Source organism: Pseudomonas lini (assembly GCF_964063345.1).
Lineage (GTDB): Bacteria > Pseudomonadota > Gammaproteobacteria > Pseudomonadales > Pseudomonadaceae > Aquipseudomonas > Aquipseudomonas lini_B.
On record NZ_OZ061318.1, the window covers coordinates 5,567,295 to 5,586,528 of the forward strand.

General features: G+C 59.9%; 19 protein-coding genes. 8 read left to right on the top strand and 11 right to left on the bottom strand.

All coding sequences use genetic code 11. The annotated features are described in order from the left end of the window. Window positions 1-136: 136 nt before the first annotated feature. Window positions 137-1,075 (bottom strand): class I SAM-dependent methyltransferase, encoded by a 939-nt coding sequence (locus AB3226_RS25375; protein WP_367375096.1) that lies wholly within the window; start codon window positions 1,073-1,075, stop codon window positions 137-139. A 204-nt stretch (window positions 1,076-1,279) separates the two neighbouring features. On the opposite strand from AB3226_RS25375, the gene AB3226_RS25380 reads away from it, so the two are divergent. Together AB3226_RS25380 and AB3226_RS25385 are read left to right on the top strand one after the other, a co-directional pair. Then, entirely contained in the window at window positions 1,280-1,687 is a 408-nt protein-coding gene (locus tag AB3226_RS25380; protein WP_367375097.1) for a response regulator, read from the top strand. A gap of 113 nt (window positions 1,688-1,800) precedes the next feature. After that, on the top strand, window positions 1,801-2,469 hold the full coding sequence (locus AB3226_RS25385; RefSeq protein WP_367375098.1) for an HAD-IA family hydrolase: 669 nt from the start codon (window positions 1,801-1,803) through the stop codon (window positions 2,467-2,469). 125 nt (window positions 2,470-2,594) lie between these two features. On the opposite strand, the gene AB3226_RS25390 is transcribed toward AB3226_RS25385, so the two are convergent. Continuing rightward, window positions 2,595-3,254, bottom strand: coding sequence for an isoprenylcysteine carboxylmethyltransferase family protein (locus tag AB3226_RS25390; RefSeq protein ID WP_367375099.1), 660 nt, complete (start codon window positions 3,252-3,254; stop codon window positions 2,595-2,597). A gap of 279 nt (window positions 3,255-3,533) precedes the next feature. On the opposite strand from AB3226_RS25390, the gene AB3226_RS25395 reads away from it, so the two are divergent. After that, window positions 3,534-4,466, top strand: coding sequence for a pyridoxal-phosphate dependent enzyme (locus tag AB3226_RS25395; protein WP_367375100.1), 933 nt, complete (start codon window positions 3,534-3,536; stop codon window positions 4,464-4,466). 69 nt (window positions 4,467-4,535) lie between these two features. Here the strand turns inward: AB3226_RS25395 and AB3226_RS25400 are convergent, their stop codons facing one another. From AB3226_RS25400 to AB3226_RS25420, 5 genes are all read right to left on the bottom strand, one after another. Then, window positions 4,536-4,832, bottom strand: a complete 297-nt coding sequence (locus AB3226_RS25400; protein WP_367375101.1) for a DUF2388 domain-containing protein — start codon at window positions 4,830-4,832, stop codon at window positions 4,536-4,538. Between the two features lie 138 nt (window positions 4,833-4,970). Then, window positions 4,971-5,342 carry an SLOG family protein gene (locus AB3226_RS25405; protein WP_367375102.1) on the bottom strand — a complete coding sequence of 124 codons (372 nt, stop codon included), beginning with the start codon at window positions 5,340-5,342 and terminating at the stop codon, window positions 4,971-4,973. Next, complete coding sequence (locus AB3226_RS25410) at window positions 5,330-6,985, bottom strand: Na/Pi cotransporter family protein (RefSeq protein WP_367375103.1); 1,656 nt, start codon at window positions 6,983-6,985, stop codon at window positions 5,330-5,332. Before AB3226_RS25410 ends, AB3226_RS25405 begins: the two co-directional genes overlap by 13 nt. A 141-nt stretch (window positions 6,986-7,126) precedes the next feature. Further along, window positions 7,127-9,847, bottom strand: a complete 2,721-nt coding sequence (mgtA, locus tag AB3226_RS25415) for a magnesium-translocating P-type ATPase (RefSeq protein WP_367375104.1) — start codon at window positions 9,845-9,847, stop codon at window positions 7,127-7,129. A gap of 282 nt (window positions 9,848-10,129) precedes the next feature. Then, window positions 10,130-10,426, bottom strand: a complete 297-nt coding sequence (locus tag AB3226_RS25420; protein WP_367375105.1) for a hypothetical protein — start codon at window positions 10,424-10,426, stop codon at window positions 10,130-10,132. 502 nt (window positions 10,427-10,928) lie between these two features. Between AB3226_RS25420 and AB3226_RS25425 the strand changes: the two genes are divergently transcribed. Together AB3226_RS25425 and AB3226_RS25430 are read left to right on the top strand one after the other, a co-directional pair. Beyond that, the gene (locus AB3226_RS25425; RefSeq protein WP_367375106.1) at window positions 10,929-12,032 is read left to right on the top strand and encodes an NAD(P)/FAD-dependent oxidoreductase; all 1,104 of its coding nucleotides are present in this window, start codon (window positions 10,929-10,931) and stop codon (window positions 12,030-12,032) included. Between the two features lie 242 nt (window positions 12,033-12,274). Beyond that, window positions 12,275-12,781 carry a DinB family protein gene (locus AB3226_RS25430; RefSeq protein WP_367375107.1) on the top strand — a complete coding sequence of 169 codons (507 nt, stop codon included), beginning with the start codon at window positions 12,275-12,277 and terminating at the stop codon, window positions 12,779-12,781. 141 nt (window positions 12,782-12,922) lie between these two features. On the opposite strand, the gene AB3226_RS25435 is transcribed toward AB3226_RS25430, so the two are convergent. Then, on the bottom strand, window positions 12,923-14,317 hold the full coding sequence (locus tag AB3226_RS25435) for a sensor histidine kinase (RefSeq protein WP_367375108.1): 1,395 nt from the start codon (window positions 14,315-14,317) through the stop codon (window positions 12,923-12,925). Further along, the gene (locus tag AB3226_RS25440; protein ID WP_048397077.1) at window positions 14,295-14,978 is read right to left on the bottom strand and encodes a response regulator transcription factor; all 684 of its coding nucleotides are present in this window, start codon (window positions 14,976-14,978) and stop codon (window positions 14,295-14,297) included. Before AB3226_RS25440 ends, AB3226_RS25435 begins: the two co-directional genes overlap by 23 nt. A 161-nt stretch (window positions 14,979-15,139) precedes the next feature. Here AB3226_RS25440 and AB3226_RS25445 point away from each other — a divergent pair, with 161 nt between their 5' ends. From AB3226_RS25445 to AB3226_RS25455, 3 genes are all read left to right on the top strand, one after another. After that, window positions 15,140-15,460, top strand: coding sequence for a hypothetical protein (locus AB3226_RS25445; RefSeq protein WP_367375851.1), 321 nt, complete (start codon window positions 15,140-15,142; stop codon window positions 15,458-15,460). Between the two features lie 190 nt (window positions 15,461-15,650). Continuing rightward, entirely contained in the window at window positions 15,651-16,601 is a 951-nt protein-coding gene (locus AB3226_RS25450; protein WP_367375109.1) for a hypothetical protein, read from the top strand. A gap of 233 nt (window positions 16,602-16,834) precedes the next feature. Further along, the gene (locus tag AB3226_RS25455) at window positions 16,835-17,374 is read left to right on the top strand and encodes a hypothetical protein (RefSeq protein WP_367375110.1); all 540 of its coding nucleotides are present in this window, start codon (window positions 16,835-16,837) and stop codon (window positions 17,372-17,374) included. Window positions 17,375-17,528: 154 nt separating this feature from the next. Here the strand turns inward: AB3226_RS25455 and AB3226_RS25460 are convergent, their stop codons facing one another. Then, a complete protein-coding gene (locus AB3226_RS25460) occupies window positions 17,529-18,140 on the bottom strand; it encodes a glutathione S-transferase (RefSeq protein ID WP_367375111.1) in 612 nt (203 codons plus the stop codon). Window positions 18,141-18,230: 90 nt separating this feature from the next. Beyond that, a complete protein-coding gene (locus AB3226_RS25465; RefSeq protein WP_052966863.1) occupies window positions 18,231-19,151 on the bottom strand; it encodes a MurR/RpiR family transcriptional regulator in 921 nt (306 codons plus the stop codon). Window positions 19,152-19,234: the final 83 nt, after the last annotated feature.

Here is a 19,234-nt window from a genome sequence, read left to right on the forward strand (position 1 = left end):
CCCCCGGCCAGCCTGCCTGCTGTTGAATCAACATCAAAAAATCGCAGTCTTCCAGTAGTCGAGCCATTTCAGCATTTATGTACGAGTGCGTAGTTCGGTTCTCTGTTGGAGTTCTCACATTCTGCTTCGATAGCTCCTAGCCCTGCCTGAACACCAACGCCTTCAACCCGCACTCAACATCGGCATCGGGAAACTCCGGCGGATTTTCCAACCGCTGCTCAAACCGCAGGCTCGGCGCTTCGCGGGTGACTCCGTCGATGAGAAAGTCGGCACCGAAAGCCGGATCGTTCATGCAGGCCAGCACCGTGCCTTGAGGGCTGAGCAGTTCCGGCAGGCGGCGCAGCACGCGCTGATAGTCCTTGGTTAGCAGAAAACTGCCTTTCTGAAAGGACGGCGGGTCGATGATGACCAGGTCGTATGGACCCTTGCCGATCACCTTGCCCCAGGACTTGAACAGGTCATGGCCGAGAAAACTCACCTTGCTCAGGTCATGGCCGTTGAGCCGGTGATTGTCGCGGCCACGGCTCAGGGCCGGGCTGGACATGTCCAGATTGACCACATGCAACGCGCCCCCCTCGATGGCCGCTACCGAGAAGCAGCAGGTATAGGCGAACAGATTCAACACGCGTTTGCCCTGGGCATTGGCACGCACCCAATCGCGGCCGTAGCGCATGTCGAGGAACAGGCCGGTGTTCTGTTTGCGGCCCAGGTCCACGCGATAATGCAGGCCGCCTTCAGTGATCGTCATCTCGTCGATCGGCTCCCCGAGCAGCCATTCGGTGGTACTTTGCAGCAGATAGCGATGTTGCAGCAGCAAGGTGTGCGCACTGGATTGTTTCCACTCCGGCGCCTGAGTGATCTCCATCAGCAACCGCTTCAAATCCTCCAGTTGCGCAGGGTCTGGCTCCTTGAACAGCGAGACCAGCACCACGCCCTGCAGCCAGTCGACAGTCAATTGCTCCAGCCCCGGCCAGCACCGGCCACGGCCGTGGAACAGCCGGCGGGTTTCTGCGGGCGCAGCCGCAAGCGCAGTCAGCAAATGGTCGTGGAGGATGGAGAGGGCATCTGGGTTCATCGGGCAAGGTCGGCCATGCATGGGGGGGGCGGCATTTTAACCACAATTAAGCGCTGACAAATGGTCGTATTTGTCAGCCTGGACGGAGAATGTTCACGTCAGGTGTATCAAAAATGAATTTTCCGCGAAGTCCGCTGTTCATACCTGTAGGTGGCGGATTTGAGCCCGCGCAAATCATTTACGTAATCAGGGAGTGGCACAGTCATGGGTCCAGTATCGACGGCGGGCGGGCACTTGTCTGACGGATTGATTCTTGTGGTTGAGGATGACCCGTTGATCCTGGAGTTTCTTTGCGAAATTCTTCAGGAGGAAGGCTTTGCGGTTGAAGCACAGGTCAGCGCGGACGCCGCGTCGCAGTTTCTGGAGCAGCATGCGCCGGAGGTTGGACTGTTGCTGACGGACATCACCATGCCGGGCAAGCTCAATGGCGCGGACCTGGCCAATCAGTTCGGCGACCGTTGGCCGGACAAACCGATCATGATCATGTCCGGCTTCGAAACCCCGAAGAGTTCCGGGGTCAAACATCCGGTTGCGTTCATCAAGAAGCCTTGGGTCGTGGGGCAGTTGCTCGATTGTGTGCAAAGCGCCTTACACCCGAACCGGGCCCTGTAGGAGTTGCCGCAGGCTGCGATCTTTTGATTTTGCTTTTAATAAAGCGAGAATTAAAAGATCGCAGCCTGATGTACATTGCCTGACAACATTCGCCTGGTTCTGGAAATCGTCCTTTGTCAGTTCAAGCATCCGTGTTCAACACCTCGTACCGCGCCTTTCTGTTCGATATGGACGGAACTGTCCTCAATTCCATCGCTGCCGCCGAGCGGATCTGGACCACTTGGGCCTTGCGCCACGGCGTCGATGTAGAAACCTTCCTGCCGACCATCCACGGCGTTCGTGCCATCGACACCATTACCCGTCTGGCCTTGCCCGGGGTGGACGCTGAAGCAGAAGCCGCGTGGATCACCGAGGCGGAAATCGAGGATGTGGAAGGGATTGTCGAGGTGGCCGGCGCGGCGAGTTTCCTCAAGTCGCTGCCCACCAACCAATGGGCCATCGTCACCTCGGCGCCACGGGCACTGGCCCTGCGCCGAATGGCGGCGGCAGGCATTCCCGAACCTGACGTGATGGTTACCGCTGAAGACGTCAGTGCCGGTAAACCCGACCCTGCGGGCTATCGGCTGGCCGCTCGTCGGTTAGGGGTCGAGCCTAGCGATTGCCTGATCTTCGAAGACGCCGCCGTCGGTATTCGCGCAGGCGAAGCGGCGGGTGCCAACGTCATGGTCATCACCGCGACGCACGTTCATCCGCTCCAGACTCCGCATACGACCCTGGCCAGCTACGACTTGGTCGAGGCCCGTGCGGACGCCGATGGCCGAATCTGCCTGCATTCTTTCTGATCGACCGCGTCCCCTGTGGGAGCTGGGCTTGCCCGCGATGGCGTCGGCACAGACAACATAATCCCTTGGCAGACCGCAGCGGCCCCATCGCGAGCAAGCTCGGCTCCCACAATGATTGATGTGAGTCAGTAAACCCCGGGAATCAACCGCCAAGTCCTGCTGCAATAAGCCTCGTATTCACTGCCAAACTGCGTGCGTAATAGCGCTTCTTCGGAGCGAATGCGCGCGATCAGCGGGATCAACATCAGCGCCACCAGCAGTAACCCGACCCCGGAACGAAAGGCCAGCGCCCAACCCACGCCATTGATCAGCAGCCCCAGATAGCTGGGGTTGCGCAAGGTCCGATAAATCCCGTCGGTGACCAGGCGGTGCCCCGGCTGAATCGCCACCAGGCCGCTGAAGCGTTTGCCCAGTACAAACACCGGCCACATCCGCAGTGCGCCGCCGCCGATGAACAACAGCGCGCCGAGCCAACGCACGCCCTCGCCACCGAAGGTCCAGAAGTCGATCCGGTCGGTGTAGGCCGGCAGATACCCACTCAACAATCCGATCACCCCGAAGACCGGCAACACCCAACGATTGGCCCTGTCTTCATGCTCGCCGGAGCTCAGGTTGCCCTCGCTGAACAAAGATACGATCGCCATCACCACGGTTGCCAGGGCAATGACCACCAGCGGCGGATGCGAGAAAAAAGCTGTCAACCCGCCCAGCCCGAACACCGCAAGCGCGAGGTAGGCAAGGGTGCTAACGAGGGTGAAAAACGCGAGTTTGGCCGAGATTTTCATGACTGACTTCGCAAAGGGTATGTAGGCGCTGCCGAAGGCTCGGGCCGCGTTCGGACGATCTTTTGACTTTGCCCCTATCAATATCGCTCAAAAATCAAAAGATCGCAGCCTGCGGCAGCTCCTGCGCGGTTGTTCGGTCATTCGACGCGGTGCCGTGTGATCGCCAGGACGGTAGCCGGGGGGCTGGGTGAACTAAGCTTTGGATAAGGACGCTTCTATCTATTCACTCCCGGCTCGTTGAAAATCTCGACGAGCCGGGAGCGCCACAAGGAGCACACGATGCTTCACATCAGAACGCCCCTGATTCTGCACCCAGGCCTGTCGACCCCGGCCCGGCGAATCTGGCTCAAGCTGGAAAACCTGCAACCCAGCGGCTCGTTCAAACTGCGCGGCATGGGGCTGCTGTGCAGTCAGGCGGCGGAGCAGGGCAAGCGCAAAGTGGTCTGTCCTTCCGGGGGGAACGCCGGGCTGGCCACCGCCGTGGCCGCCGCCAGCCTTGGGCTTAAAGCCTGCATCGTGGTGCCGAATACCACCCCGCAAACCACCCGCGACAGGATCAGGAAAACCGGTGCCGAAGTGATCGTCCACGGCAAGGTCTGGGACGAAGCCAATCAACGGGCGAAAGAACTCGCAAAGGGTGTGGACACCGAATACGTGCCAGCCTTCGATCATCCGGTGTTGTGGGAAGGGCACAGCACCATGGTCGATGAAATCCTCGAGGACTGCCCTCAGGTCGATGTATTGGTGACGTCGGTGGGCGGCGGCGGTTTACTGGCGGGCCTGCTCACTGGATTGATCCGTCATCAGCGCATGGATTGTCGAATCGTTGCTTGTGAAACCCAGGGCGCAGCGTCTTTTGCGGCCGCCGTGAGTGCTGGCCACCCGGTCAGATTGCCGCGCATCGATACCGTCGCCACGTCACTTGGCGCGGCGCAGGTGGCGGCCTGGCCGGTGCAGCACATCCTCGACTTTGCGCACGAATGCGTGGTGCTCAGCGATGATGAGGCGATCATGGGCGTGGTTCGTTACGCCAACGACCTGCGTCAGTTGGTCGAGCCGGCGTGCGGCGTTTCATTGGCGGTGGCGTACCTGGACCATCCAGCGATTGCCGAGGCCCATGATGTGGTGATTGTGGTGTGCGGCGGTGTCAGCATCAGCGCGCAATTGGTCGCCAGCTGGGCGCGCCTGTCCGCCGGGGCGCAAGCAACCTAGGGCTCGAACACTATCCAGTATTGCGAGCCCCACGGCTGACTTTTAGAGGTTTCAGCGACTGAATGGACCTTATTGAGCGAGGATCGCTTTGGCCAGGTCCTCGTCGCTGGCCTTGAGGTCGGGATGATTCTGTCGAATTTCCTTCAACACCGACTCCAGATAAACGCCGCGAATCGTACCGCCACTCGCCACGAAGCTAGAGGCATCATCCCGTGCTGGAACCACGATTTTGTCATCCTTGAACGTCGAGTACAGCGATGCGGAGACCCCGGCCGAAGTGGCGACATCTTTTGCATCTACATCGGCCATGGCCGAACCAACGGGCAAACAAAGCACTAGTGAAGATATGAGCAACAGACGGCGCATGACGGCGTCCTCCGAAAGCGTAAAGGAAGTAACACATAATTTAGGATGCCTGGTAGCGCTCAGGAGTTCCCTGCCGATTCGATATATGCACAGGCGACCGCTCAGAACCGCACGGTAGCCCCGGTCGTCAGCCACTGATCACGCTCGCCCGTCAGATCGCGTCGACATCGAAACCGATAAGGTTTGCAAACCGGCCGCCCGGGCTTGGGCGACCAGTTCTTCAGTGTCTTCGCCGCCGGGCAGGGCGATCACTACGTCCGGCCGGCTATCAAGCAGCATGAAGTGGTTGCGCAGACGTTCGGCTGACTTGCCGTGTCGCTGCCAATTGGGCGGGTAGCGCACGATGTCGGCGCCTTGTTCCCGGGCCCACTCTTCTATTTCGCCGCCCAGAAAGCGGTTACCGCCATGAATCAGCACCCGCACCGGGTGCATGCGCTGGAAGGCGTCGAGTACTCGTCGGCACAGACGTTTATCGGCGTAATGACGCCCGGCACAGATCAGCAGGCGCATGACGGGTTTTCCTTTGCCTGGTCGATGTTCTCGATCGAGCGCTCACCGGCACGGTCGAGCAGCGGATACGCCAGCGCGGCGATGTGGTGATGCATACGCCGGTAATCACGCAGCACCCGCTGGAAAATGTCGCCGGATTCCGCCCAGGTATTTTTGTCTTCCTGCAACTGGCGAAAGTGCGCGCGGCTGGCTTCTGCTTCGAGTCTTCTGACAGTTTCCTTGCGATGAATCAGTTGGTGCGCGGTGGCGATGTCTTCGCGCAGGAACACGGTGATTGCCAGGCTCAAACTTTCCAGCAATGCGTCGTGCAGCGGGGCGATGTTGCCCAGTTCGAAGGCCGAGAACTGTTCACCCCGGCGCAAGCGGCGCATGGCCAACTGCGCGAGGCTGCTGGAAAGAATGTCCGCGGCATGTTCGAGGTTGATCACGAAGGTAAGGATTTCCTGGGAGCGATCGGCATCGCTGTCACTGATGCCTTCCTTGCCGATGTCGGCCAGATAAGCCCGAATCGCCGCGCTGAGCAGGTCCAGGGATTGATCGATGCGCCGCACTTCGTCGGCGCAGACCAGTTGCGATGTGTGGAACAGCTGGAGCATCCGGCCGAGCATGGTCGAGAGCATGTCAGCCATGCGCAAGGCTTCGCGGGCGGCATTCGACAAGCCGATGTTGGCTACTTCCAGACCGGCCTCATCCAGGTAGTGCGGCATGCCAGGGTCGACATCCCGCTCAGGCGCCGGCAGCAAGCGGGTGAGGGCATTGGCGAGCACGTCGGTCAAGCCGATGAACACCAACCCCAGCAGCAGATTGAAACCGGTGTGCAGACACACCACCAGTATCGAAGGCGCGAGCGGCACCTGAGCGAGCAACCCGGCAAACGGCAAGACCACCAGGGCACCGACCGCCCGCACCAGCAGATTGCCCAGCGGCAGGCGTCGGCCGACGCTCGAACCGGCGTTGATGACCGAAGGCAGCGCACCGCCGATGTTCACCCCCAATACCAGCGCGACAATCGTGCTGGCCGAGAGCATGCCGGTCGCGGCCAACGAGACGATCAACAGCACCACGGCCACACTGGAGTGGCAGAGCCAGGTGAGGATCAGCGCCACCAGCAGTGCAATCAGCAAATCGCCATCGAGGCTCTGCATGATGAGCTGGAAGATTGGCGTGCCTTCGACTTCCGCCAGCGTCGAACCGAGCATGTGCAGGGCCAGCAGCATCAGCCCCAGGCCGATCAACGCGCAACCGACGCTTTCGTAGCGCGAGTCATCACGCAGCCGAAAGACGATCAGGCCCGTCAGCAAAACAATGGGTGTGAGCATCGACACATCGGCGCTGAGCAGTTGCACCACCAAAGTCGAACCGATGTTGGCGCCGAGCATCACTGCCAGTGCCGGCGCCAGTCCCAACGTCCCGGCGGCGGTGAACGAAGTTGCCATCAGGCTGACGGCGGTGCTGCTTTGCAGGACGCCGGTGATGCCGACGCCGGACAACAAAGCCATCCAGCGGTTATTCAGGTTGTGGCCCAGCCACTGGCGCAATGGCGTGCCGAAGCCGCGCAACAATGCCGAAGAAATCATGTGAGTGCCCCACAGCAACAGGGCGATGGAGCCTGCGAGGTTGATCAGTAGAGTAGTTCCCGACATGAGGACTCTCCCTTTTACGTACTGCATTTATTGACGGCCCGGGAGCCGGAGGGATGGTGCGGTAAACACGAAACCTGTGGGAGCGGGCTTGTGGTGTTCAAGTCATTTGGGTTTGCCCCCTCGCTTCGGGGGCTTACACCATCAGAACCATTGCTTGAAGCGACGGATATAGAGGGTTTTCATGACCTGCGCGAACACGCAGTAGCTGAGTAACGTGCCGACCAGCCATGGGAAGTACGCCCACGGCAGCGGTTGCAGACCGACCAGCGTGCCCAGTGGCGAGAACGGAATGTAGATACCCAGCACCATCACCAGCCCGGTCATCAGGATCACCGGCAACGCCGCAGTACTCTGGAAGAACGGGATTTTTTGGGTGCGCAGCATATGCACCACCAGGGTCTGGGACAGCAGCCCTTCAATGAACCAGCCGGACTGGAACAGGCCTTGCATTTCCACGCTGTTGGCGGCGAACACGTACCACATCACCGCGAAGGTGGTGATGTCGAAGACTGACGAGGTCGGCCCGATCCACAGCATGAAACGGCCGATGTTCTTCGCATCCCACTTGCGTGGCTTGCGCAGGAATTCCTTGTCCATCTTGTCCCACGGCAGCGCCAGCTGAGAGATGTCGTACATGAGATTTTGCAGCAGCAAGTGGATCGACAGCATCGGCAGGAACGGAATGAATGCACTGGCCACCAGCACCGAGAACACGTTGCCGAAGTTGGAACTGGCGGTCATGTTCAGGTACTTCATGATATTGCCGAAGGTTTCGCGGCCCTTGAGCACGCCTTCTTCGAGCACCATCAGGCTCTTTTCCAGGAGGATGATGTCGGCCGATTCCTTGGCGATGTCGGTACCGCTGTCCACCGAAATACCGACGTCGGCATCGCGCAGGGCAGGGGCGTCGTTGATGCCGTCACCGAGGAAACCCACGGTGTGACCGTTGGCCTGCAACGCCTTGAGCACCCGGGATTTCTGCAATGGCGTCAGCTTGGTGAACACCGTGCGTTCCTCGACCCGCACCTTGAGGGTGGCGTCGTCCATCGTCTCGATGTCTTGGCCGAGCAGCGGTGTGCCGGGTTCCAGGCCGACTTCGCGGCAGATCTTGCAGGTCACCACGGCGTTGTCGCCGGTCAGCACCTTGACGGTCACGCCCATATCACGCAGCGCGGCAATCGCCGGGCCGGCGGTTTCCTTCGGTGGATCGAGGAAGGTCAGGAAGCCGCGAATCACCAGTTCGCGTTCGTCAGTGGTTGCGTACTGGTTTTTCGTCTGTGCCTTCGGGATCTCGCGGGTGGCGACCAACAGCACCCGGAAGCCGTCCTGGTTGTACTCAAAGGCCCGCGCCAGCAGCGCCTGGCGACGCTGATCATCCAGTGCCACGACCGTGCCGTTTTCATTGAGGTGGCTGGCGATGGTCAGCATTTCCTCGACCGCGCCTTTGCACACCATCAGGTGATCGTCGCGGCTGTCCTTGACGATGATCGACAGGCGCCGGCGCACGAAGTCGAACGGCAGTTCATCGACCTTGCTGTAGGCGAACGGCACGCGAAACTTTGGGTTGTTGTTGGCGAACTGCACCACCGCCTGATCCATCAGGTTTTTCAGTCCGCTCTGGTGATGGCTGTTGAGCCAGGCCAGTTCCAGCAGCGCATCGTCGCGTTGACCATTGATGTCGACGTGGTGCTCAAGAATGATCTTGTCCTGGGTCAGAGTGCCGGTCTTGTCGGTGCACAGCACGTCCATCGAACCGAAGTTCTGAATCGCATTAAGGCGTTTGACCACCACTTTGCGCTTGGCCATGGCCATGGTGCCTTTGGCCAGGTTGGCGCTGACAATCATTGGCAGCATTTCTGGGGTCAGGCCGACCGCCACTGCCAGTGCAAACAGGAACGCATCGCTCCAGTCACCTTTGGAGAAGCCGTTGAGCAGGAACACGATCGGCACCATGACCAGCATGAAACGGATCAGCAACCAGCTGACGCTGTTCACCCCTCGGTCGAACGCGGTTTGCACCCGCGAGCCGACAATGGCTTTGGCCAGTGAGCCGAAGTAGGTGCGCGAACCGGTAGCGACCACCACCGCCTTGGCGGTACCGCTGACCACGTTGGTGCCCATGAAGCAGATGTTCGACAGGTCCAGCAGGTTGGACTGATCGGCTGCGCTGCCGGTCGCGGACTTCTGCGCCACGTCCCCCAGCGTGTCGTACTTCTCGACGGGCAAGGCTTCACCGGTCAGCACGGCCTGGCTGATGAACAGGTCGCGGGATTCGATCAGGCGGATGTCCGCCGGGATCATGTCGCCAGCGCTGAGCTGCACGATGTCGCCGGCCACCAGTTCGCGCATCGGCACTTCGCGCAGCACTGGCGGGCGGTCCTTTTGCTGGCGACGCAGGACGGTTGCGGTGGTGCGTACCATGGCTTTGAGGGCTTCGGCTGACTTGGCCGAGCGGTATTCCTGCCAGAACCGCAGCAGGCTGCTCAGGCTGACCATGGTCATGATGATAATGACCTTGGTCAGGTCAGCGTCGTCGCCTTCACCCTGGCTGTTCGGCAGCCAGTAGTCGGTGAAAAAACTGATGCCGGCCAGGGTCAGCAGTACATAGATGAAGGGATTGTTCAGGGCCTTTAGCAGTTGGACGATGGCGTGAGGCGGCTTGTCGTGGGCGACTTCATTGTGGCCCTCGCGAGCCAAACGGCCTTCGGCTTCGAGTTCGGTCAAACCGTCAGCGGTGGCGTTGAGGTTGGTGAGGGTTACGGCCAGGCCGTTTTGTGCTTCCCGGGCGGCGCGCATCGACAGCTTGGCGTTATCGCTGGAGGCGCCGCGGGTGATTTTTTTTTCGGTTTTTACAAGGGTCATTGCTGTGCTCCTGCCGCAGGCTTGCGGCACGACACACAGGTACTCAGCTAATCAAAGACGAGCGCACGTATGCCGAGCCGCAAATAAGCGATCGAGTCGGATGATTGTGTTTTGATGTTTTAACGTTCGCTGCCCATCAACTAACAGGTGACAGGCAGCGAACCGACTACTGGCTTCGTCCATAACTAATTCCAATAACGTTTGTTTTTAACAGGCAACAGGAAGTTGTCGGATTTTGTTTTAAGAAAACCGTTCGGGAAGGACTTTTAAAGTGCCTTCCGATTAATTGAAAGTGCGCGCCCCACCGTACAGGCCGAGCATCAGGCTCGCCTGCTGGAAGAGGCGCGCGATGCGCCGACTCGGTGGGTCCTGGCTTTCGTCGAAGCTCCAGCGTTGCTGAAGCCGGCCCGTCGTCGGGCAGACGCGCCAGTTGGCACGAGGTTGTGCCTTGGCGTGGGCAGAAGGGGCGGAAAACGGGGCGCTGGGCCGAGTCGTCAACAGACGCTCACGGCAAAGCTTGACCCGCATGGTCGATGCAAAGGCGCGTACGCCTGGCATTACAGTGGTTTTGAAGTTCATAACATGCCTCTGGGCCGGACTGATTCCGGTGAGGCAAGTTACGGTGGAGCCTCAGGCTCTAGCGCAGCTCACCCGACCGAAAAGTCGAGTCCCGTCATTGTCTGGGTTATGTGCCAGATCCTGCCTATCTGCAGTCATCCGACAGCGACTAGATACTGTGTCCATTGGATTCTTTTGTGAATTGATAAAAGGCCGTTGTTACCGGCCCGGGCAATTTACTGAGCGAGGCGGGTGAAGTCAATCGTAAAAGTGCACTTGATGGCCGGTTAAGCGGGGTTCGGTTATTGAAGTATGCAGTGGTTCAGCTAATTGACAGTTAGTTGTCGTTTTGATGACTGTTGGATGGTATGTAGGAGCTGCCGAAGGCTGAGATCTTTTGATCTTTGGCATTTCAGTGGCCGCCGAAGATCAAAAGATCGAAGGCTTCGCCAGCTCCTACACGATAGTCTCCAGCGTGGTCGATTATCGGGAGCGAGGGCTGGCTTGTATGAGTGGAGGGCAGGTGAGCGTCGATATCGAATGCGTGGTGGTCGGGGCCGGCGTGGTCGGGCTGGCGGTGGCCAGGGCCCTGGCCCGAATCGGGCGAGAAGTGATTCTGGTCGAGGCGGGCGAGGGGATTGGCGTGGGCATCAGCTCGCGCAACTCGGCAGTGATCCACGCCGGCATCTATTACCCGAGTGGCAGTCTCAAGGCGCAATTGTGCGTGGAGGGCAGGCAGCGGCTGTATGCCTTCTGCGACGAGCACGGCGTCGATTACCAGCGTCTCGGCAAGCTGATCGTCGCCACCGATGAGCGTCAATGCCATGCTTTGCAGGTATTGCTGGAGCAGGGCTGGCGCAACGGCGTCGATGACCCGCAATGGCTGGACGCCGGGCAGGCGCAGGCGCTTGAACCGGCGTTGTCCTGCGTTGCCGCGCTCTGGTCGCCGTCCACCGGCATCGTCGATTCCCATGCCCTGATGCTGGCGCTTCAGGCAGATGCTGAAGCGTGCGGGACTTCGATAGCCTTTCACACGCCATTGGAATCGGCCCGTTGCACCGGGCACGGTTTCGAGCTGCACATGGGTGGGGCTCAGCCTATGACGTTGAGCTGTCGTCAGTTGATCAACTGCGCGGGATTGTCCGCGCCTGAGGTGGCGAGCCGGATCGAAGGCTTGCCAGCGCAGCACGTTCCCAAGGCCTGGCTGTGCAAGGGCAGCTATTTCAGTTTCAGTGGTCCGGCGCCATTTCGGCATCTGGTTTACCCGGCACCGGAAAGCGCCGGGCTGGGTGTGCACATGACCCTGGACCTGGGCGGTCAGGCGCGTTTCGGGCCGGATGTCGAATGGGTCGAGCACGTCGATTATCGCGTCGATCCCCGCCGCAGCGAAAGTTTCTATCAGGCGATCCGGCGTTACTGGCCGGCGTTGCCCGATGACAGCCTGCAACCGGCCTACAGCGGCATTCGCCCGAAAATCAGCGGGCCGAGCGAGCCGGCCAGCGACTTCGTTATCAGCGGTCCGGATGTGCATGGTGTGCAGGGATTGGTCAACTTGTTCGGCATCGAATCTCCGGGGCTGACCAGTTGCCTGGCGTTGGCCGACCGGGTGGTGCAGCGTCTGTCTTGATTTAATTTCGCGATGAAATCCTGTAACGGCTGGCCTAATGCGGGAGCGGGCTTGCTCGCGAATACGGACTGCCAGTCGGCAATGATGTTACCTGACACACCGCTTTCGCGAGCAAGCCCGCTCCCACATTGGACGCCAGCGGCTACAAGGTCGCGTAGGGGTGACCGATGATCAGTGTCTGCGATGTCATTCACCGCGAGGGCTATTCTTGGCAATGCGCCCATCCTCATGGGAGACCTCAGATGATCAACGTACGCACTGCCCGCATGCTCGCCGATTACAGGCGCTGGGCCGATCAGCGACTCTTCGACAGCCTCATGGCGCTGCCACCGGAAGAGCTCAACCGCAAACGGGTGTCGGTGTTCAGCAACATCATCGGCACCTTGAACCACATCTACGTGGTGGACTGCATCTGGCAAGCGCATCTGGAGGGGCGAGGGCACGACTTCAAAACCTCCCATGACCTGCTCCATACCGAACTCCCCGAGCTGCGAATGGCGCAACAGGAGATCGATCAATGGTTCTGTGGATGGGCCTCGGCCCAGACCGACGACTCGCTGGATCAACCCATCGAATTCAGCTCCGTCTCGGGGGAAAGCGGGGTCATGAGTGCCGGCGCGATGCTGTTGCATGTGGTCAACCACGCCAGTTATCACCGAGGCTGGGTGGTCCAGATGTACGTCGAGATTCCGGCCCTGCCGCCGATCACTGACTTGCCGGTGTTTCTGCGCGAGGTTGCGGGGTACTGAGTCATCGCTGACTTAAGCAAATCCTGTGGGAGCGGGCTTGCCCGCGATAGCGGAGTGTCAGGCGACATAATTTTCTCTGTCAGGCCGCCATCGCGGGCAAGCCCACTCCCACAGGTTATGTGTCAGTTCAGAAGATTTGGGTCAGGCCTGAGGAATCAGACTCTGCCGGCAATCGAGTACCAACAGTGCACCACCCAGTTCGCTGCTACCGACTTCCAGCGTAAACCCATGCAGGCTGACAATCGCCGCGACAATCGACAGGCCCAGCCCGAATCCGCTTTGCGGGTTACCGCCCTCGGCGCGATAGAAGCGCTGAAACACCGCCTCACGTTCGGCCAGCGCGATGCCGGGGCCGGAGTCGAGTACTTCGATTCGTGTATGCCCGGCGTCATTCATCCCACGTAAAATCACCTTGCCACCCGGCGGCGTGAACTTGATCGAGTTGCTCAGTAAATTCGCCACGGCTTCGAACAACAGCGCCCGGTCACCGTTGAGCCGGGGCAGGGACTCGGGCAGTTGCAGTTTAAAGGTCAGTTCGCCTTCTTCGGCCAGCGGCAGATAAAAGTCATGCAATTCTTGCAGCAACGGCACCGGATCCAGTTGCACGAAGCCCGAACGGCGCTGGCGATCCTCCAGCTCGGAAATTCGCAGCAAGCCACGGAAACGCGCCATCAAGGTATCGGCCTCGCCGAGCACCGAATCCAGTTGCACAGCCAGGGTCGAACCGTCATCGGCCTGCTGCTGAATCCGGTACAGCTGCGCCCGCAGGCGCGTCAGCGGTGTGCGCAGGTCATGGGCGATGTTATCGCACACACCCTTGACCTCGTTCATCAAGCGCTCGATGCGTTCGAGCATGGCGTTGACGATGGCGGCGAGCATGTCCAGCTCGTCACGGCGGTTGGACAGCGGCAGGCGTCGGGTCAGGTCGCCGGCGACGATGGCTTCGGCGCTGGCCTGGATCGCCCGGATCCGCCGCAGCGGGCGCCATCTCAATAAGTGCCAGCCAGCGATGCCGGGCAGAATGGTCAGCGACACGCCCCACAGCAGCGCGTGCAAGATGATCCGGGTCACGGCAAACAGCGAACCGTTGTCCCGCACCAGCACCAGCCAGCGCCCGTCCACGGTCCGGGTCGCCACGGCGTCGCAACTGTCGGCGGGCAGGGTCGGGTCGTCGGCGTCGACGCAGTCTCTGAGGATGTGAATCTTGCCGTCCAGCGGCAGGCCTTGGGGGAACTGGCGCAAGGGGCCGATGAGGTAGCGCTGCTGGTCATCGAACAGGCCATAGGCATCGATGCCGCGAATGTCGAAGGTCACGCTGGCGGCGAGGGCGTCCTCCAGTTGTTCGCCCGAAAAGCGTGAAAACAGATGCTGACGTTGCATCAGCGAATGCTTGGCCAGGGTGTCCAGGTAGCTGGACACCTCGTAATACATGACCCCCATGAGAATCCCGCTCCAGGCCACGAACAGCGAACTGTAGAGCGCCAGCAAGCGGCTGCTGGAGGAGCGCCAGCCTTTAGAGGGGTTCAGCAATGACATAACCCGAGCCTCGCACCGTCCGAATCAGTGGGACTTTACCTGGCGGGTCGATCTTTTTGCGCAGACGGCCGATGTGCACGTCGATCAGGTTGGTGCCAGGGTCGAAGTGATAACCCCAGACCTCTTCGAAAATCATCATCCGCGACAGAATCTGCCCGGTGTTGCGCATCAGAAATTCCAGCAACTTGTACTCGGTGGGTAACAGCGTCAGCAACTGGCTATCGCGGCTGGCCTCGTGGCTGATCAGGTTCAGCTCCAGATCGGCCACGCGCAATGTGGTGGCCTGGGCGGTCACGGTATTTTGCCGGCGCAGCAAAACTTCGACCCGGGCGGCCATTTCATCGGTGGCGAACGGTTTGGTCAGGTAATCGTCGCCGCCGGCGCGCAGGCCGCGAACCCGTTCATCGACGTCGGAGAGGGCGCTGATCATCAGGATCGGCGTGGCCACGCCCATGGTGCGCAGGGTGGTGACAATCGCCAGACCATCGAGCTCCGGCAGCATGCGATCGAGGGTGATCAGGTCATAGTCGCCGCTGACCGCGCGCGCCAGGCCTTCACGGCCATTGTCGACCCAATCCACGTCGAGGCCGTGGCTACTCAGTTCGGCGACGATTTCCCGGGCGGTCACAGCGTCGTCTTCGATGGTCAAGATGCGGGTCATAGGGCTTGCCTGATAATCGGTTCAATTCGAAGTGGGGCTCATTTTGCCAAGAATTACGCGCCGCTTTTTAAATTAACTTTCATGTTGCCTCATGAGCTTGGCGGGAACGTTGATATCATCCGGCCGTAACTCTAAAGGGAAGCTGCACTGTGCGCACTTTAATGGTTCGTGGCTGGATGCCGATGTTTTTGCTGTTGTGCATGTTCGGCTCCTCCGCCTGGGCTGCCAACACGCCATGTTCGGGGAAGAAGGGCGGCATCGATCGTTGCGACGGCGATCTGTTCCTGTGCAATGACGGCTCCATCAGTGGTTCGAAGAAAAGTTGCTCGGCGATGTTTGGCAGTAAAGACCAGGCGCGACCGCAGACGCTGTTGCAGGATGCCGACGGCTGCGCCTGCGGCACCGGTACGTTTTGCACCGGACCAAGAGGCGGGGTGTATTGCCTGACGCCCAGCGGCAACAAGAGTTACAAGCGCAAGTAATTCGTTTGCAGTCAAAATGCAATGCATAAAACCCGCCGCCAGGGCCGGCTCCTTGCAAACTGCATGACCCTGAGAAGTTCACTGTTTTCAACTATTTGAAATAGAACGATTTGTTTAAGTAGTGCGACTGGCACGTTGACTGCAATTGCTCGATTGACGAGTTGTAACACCTGCCTGGAGCACTACAACTATGAACAGATCCTCTGATGGTTTTTATCCTGTCGCAGATGAGTTCAGCACGCTCTCGGGCGTGTCCTGGGCCGCTATCTTCGCCGGAGCCGCGGCCGCTGCGGCGTTGTCGCTGATCCTCGTGCTGCTTGGTTTTGGCCTGGGTTTTTCGGCGGTTTCGCCGTGGGCCCATGAAGGCGTCAGCGCCAAGGGCCTGGGTCTCTCGACAATCATCTGGCTGGCCTTTACCCAGATCGTGGCGTCCGGACTCGGCGGCTACATCGCCGGTCGCCTGCGGGTGAGATGGGCCTATATGCATGGCGATGAGGTCTACTTCCGTGACACGGCCCATGGCTTCCTGGCCTGGTGTATCGCGACGCTGGTGACCGCGACCCTGGTGGTCGGCTCGGTCAGCAACATCGTCAGCGGCGGCGTGCAGGCCGGGGCCACGGTCGCCGGCGGTGCCGCCAGCGCCATGACCCAGGCTGCCGGCAGCGCGGTAGGTAATACCGACAGTGACCCTTACGGTTACTTCGTCGACAGCCTGTTTCGCGATGATCGGCCAGTCGCCGTCAGCGAGGACGCCGTCAATGGCACCGTCACCCGGGTCTTCGCGCGCAGCCTGCGTAACGACGGTCAACTGGCGCCCGAGGATCGGACCTACCTGGCACAACTGGTCGCCCAGCGGACCAACCTCACTCAAGCGGACGCCGAACGTCGTGTCGATGAAGTCTATGCCCGCACCCAAAAAGCCGTTGCCGACGCCAAACTGGCCGCGCAACAAGCGGCTGACACCGCGGCCAAAGTCGCAGCCTTGACGGCATTGTGGATGTTCGTCGCGCTGCTGGCCGGGGCATTTTTTGCCAGCCTCGCCGCGATCTTCGGTGGTCGTCGTCGGGATGCCGTGGAGTACCTGGAAACCGATGCCTACGTGACCACCACCACAACCACGACGCTGCCACCTGTTCGCTAACCCAGGAGAACCATCATGCGCTCTATATTGCTGTTCCTTCTCGGCGTACCGATCCCGATCATCATTCTGATTGCCCTGTTCACGCATTGATTCCTTGTGGCCCTTGTTTACGCCGCTTTTACTGCAGTAGAAGCGGCGTTTTGCTTTTGCGCCGCTGATGCAGCGAGAATCGCCTCAGCGGGAGCACATCCGCTTCCACTTTTAATGTTGTGTTGCTTCACAGGAGAAATGCCTTGAACAAAAAGGAAAGCAAACGGCAACTGGTGGTGATGCTCGAAAGCGGGCATTCGAAGAGCGAAATTTTCAAGACGCTGTCCGGCGGGGAGGTCAAGGATCGGGTGCTGGCATACTGGATAGGTGCTTATGCTGACCCCGCGCTGTGTCAGCGGCACTCCGGCAAGATCAAGACATTACTTTTCCTGACGATTGCTCAAGCGTTGCTCGGTGCAGTCCTCGGGTTTTTCCTCGGCTCGATGATCGGGCCAGGTGCCGCCGTGTTTTTCACCCTGTTTGCCGCCGTGGTGCCGTTGCTGTTCGCCTGGGGTTTTTATAAGAACGTTGCGCAGGCCTACACCATTTACGTGATCCTGTCCCTGAGCCAGTTTCCGCGAATGTTCCAGGGGTTTGAGGAGGATCCGCTGCTGACGCTCGTCGGTGCCGGAATCACCCTGGGCATGGTGTTTTTTGTCGCTTACCTCAAAACGCTGTTGTTCCCGGATCTGGGGTTTCTGGGTTCGAAGAAGGTCAAAGGGCACTACGTGTTTTCCAGCTGAAGATCGGTGTCGAGCGCGGCAGAAATGGAAATGGTCTGAGGACGCCTTCGCGGGCAAGTCGGATCGCCGCACCGCTCGCTCCTACAGGTTCTGCGCCGATTATGTGGGCGCTGATGATCGTTCCCACGCAGAGCGTGGGAACGATCGTTGTGGCTCAGTTAATAGGCGTACCGACAAACACCTCAAGCCCCTCGGCATACTCTGTGAACGCGCTGATCCGCGGAAACTGCGCAGCCTCCACCTGATCCGGCACCACCAGGTTGGTAAAACTCCAGGCCACCGCCAGGGTAATCCCGTCTTGCGCAATCGAACCGTCGATCTTCAGCGGCTGTTTTTCCAGCTCCCGCTCCAGCGCCGAATACGCCGCGGCCAATTGCCCTTCGACCCGTTCCACCCAGGGTGCGTACTGAATCTGCGCTGGCCGCAGGTTGCGTTCGTAGTAAAGCTGCACCGACTTTTCGCACGCTGCCAACGCCAGGCCGATTAGCCGCAGCGAGCGCAAGCGTTGCTCCAGATTGTTGGGTATCAGGCTTTTACCCGGCGCGGCCAGAGCCTCCAGGTAGTCGATGATCAGCGTCGAATCCATCAACACCTCGCCATCATCCAGCACCAGTGTCGGCGCCTTCACCACCGCGTTGATCTGCTGGAACTGCTCGAAATTTCTGAACACCGAAACCGACTCGTGCTCCAGCGGTATGCCCAGGCATTTGGCGGAAATGGCGACGCGCCGCACGTAGGGCGAATCCAGCATGCCGATCAGTTTCATTGAGCCTCTCCTTAAGACAGTCCATCGGGGATGGACAACCTTAGCTGAGGTTCAACGACCTGCAAATGGCTTCGCGCTAATCCTCAAAGGCTAATCCTCAAAGCCTACCTGCTCATGAATCTCATCGACTTTCAATTCCAGCCGATAAGCCACGGCGATAAACAGTGCCTGACACAGGCACAAGGTTGCACTCAACGAGCGGAAGGCAAACGAACTGCCTTCGTTGACCAGCAGCACGGTGTTGGCGCGCTTGGCCAACGGCGAGAGGTTGCTGTCGGTGATGATCAGGGTTTTCGCCTGATTGTGCTGGGCGATGCGCAGGCAGTGCTGGGTTTCTTTGCCGTAGGGCGTGAAGCTGATGGCGATCACCAGGTCATTGGCGCGCACGCTGCGCATCTGCTCGCGGTAACTGCCGCCAAGGCCCGACACCAAGTGGATGCGCTTGTTGGTGTGTTGCAGGTTGTAGACCAGGTAATCGGCCACCGCGAACGAACGGCGCACCCCGACCACGTAGATGTTGTCGGCATTCACCACCAGATCCACGGCCTTGTCGAAGGCCTGGTCATCGAGTTCCAGCCCCAACCGTTCGATGCCCGACAGGGTGGCGTTGATGCATTCGCGCGCCAGATCGCCGCCGCTGGCCTTCTGCGACTTGTTGGCGATCATGCTGCGGATGCGTTGCTGGTAGTTCTGCACCGGTGTGGTTTTGTGGGTGTAGGCCTCGCGGAACAGCGCCTGCATTTCGCTGAAACCACTGAAGCCGAAACGCTGGGAAAACCGCACGATGGCCGACGGGTGCACTTCGCATTCACGGGCGATGTCGCTGATACGGTCGACCATGATCCGGTCGCTCTGCTGGCTCATGTAGCTGGCGATGCGTTTGAGCTGGCGCGGCAGGCTTTCGTATTCATCGGTGATCAGCTGCAACAAACGCTCGGCATTGATCGGAGGGCTGGCGAGATCGCTGTCGGGCGTGCTCTCGGTCGTAGCCGGCTGATCGGTGCGGGACATAAGGAATCCTTCTGGCTTGTGCTTATAGAGATGACAGGTCGCGTCATCCCCTGACAATAGGTTGGCTGTGCGCAGTCTACAGG

What these genes read in the sequence shown, in the direction of transcription:
- AB3226_RS25375 (WP_367375096.1), bottom strand. Translation starts at nt 1,075, where the DNA reads ATGAACCCAGATGCCCTCTCCATCCTCCACGACCATTTGCTGACTGCG.
- AB3226_RS25380 (WP_367375097.1), top strand. Translation starts at nt 1,280, where the DNA reads ATGGGTCCAGTATCGACGGCGGGCGGGCACTTGTCTGACGGATTGATT.
- AB3226_RS25390 (WP_367375099.1), bottom strand. Translation starts at nt 3,254, where the DNA reads ATGAAAATCTCGGCCAAACTCGCGTTTTTCACCCTCGTTAGCACCCTT.
- AB3226_RS25395 (WP_367375100.1), top strand. Translation starts at nt 3,534, where the DNA reads ATGCTTCACATCAGAACGCCCCTGATTCTGCACCCAGGCCTGTCGACC.
- AB3226_RS25400 (WP_367375101.1), bottom strand. Translation starts at nt 4,832, where the DNA reads ATGCGCCGTCTGTTGCTCATATCTTCACTAGTGCTTTGTTTGCCCGTT.
- AB3226_RS25405 (WP_367375102.1), bottom strand. Translation starts at nt 5,342, where the DNA reads ATGCGCCTGCTGATCTGTGCCGGGCGTCATTACGCCGATAAACGTCTG.
- AB3226_RS25410 (WP_367375103.1), bottom strand. Translation starts at nt 6,985, where the DNA reads ATGTCGGGAACTACTCTACTGATCAACCTCGCAGGCTCCATCGCCCTG.
- mgtA (WP_367375104.1), bottom strand. Translation starts at nt 9,847, where the DNA reads ATGACCCTTGTAAAAACCGAAAAAAAAATCACCCGCGGCGCCTCCAGC.
- AB3226_RS25420 (WP_367375105.1), bottom strand. Translation starts at nt 10,426, where the DNA reads ATGAACTTCAAAACCACTGTAATGCCAGGCGTACGCGCCTTTGCATCG.
- AB3226_RS25430 (WP_367375107.1), top strand. Translation starts at nt 12,275, where the DNA reads ATGATCAACGTACGCACTGCCCGCATGCTCGCCGATTACAGGCGCTGG.
- AB3226_RS25435 (WP_367375108.1), bottom strand. Translation starts at nt 14,317, where the DNA reads ATGTCATTGCTGAACCCCTCTAAAGGCTGGCGCTCCTCCAGCAGCCGC.
- AB3226_RS25440 (WP_048397077.1), bottom strand. Translation starts at nt 14,978, where the DNA reads ATGACCCGCATCTTGACCATCGAAGACGACGCTGTGACCGCCCGGGAA.
- AB3226_RS25445 (WP_367375851.1), top strand. Translation starts at nt 15,140, where the DNA reads ATGGTTCGTGGCTGGATGCCGATGTTTTTGCTGTTGTGCATGTTCGGC.
- AB3226_RS25450 (WP_367375109.1), top strand. Translation starts at nt 15,651, where the DNA reads ATGAACAGATCCTCTGATGGTTTTTATCCTGTCGCAGATGAGTTCAGC.
- AB3226_RS25460 (WP_367375111.1), bottom strand. Translation starts at nt 18,140, where the DNA reads ATGAAACTGATCGGCATGCTGGATTCGCCCTACGTGCGGCGCGTCGCC.
- AB3226_RS25465 (WP_052966863.1), bottom strand. Translation starts at nt 19,151, where the DNA reads ATGTCCCGCACCGATCAGCCGGCTACGACCGAGAGCACGCCCGACAGC.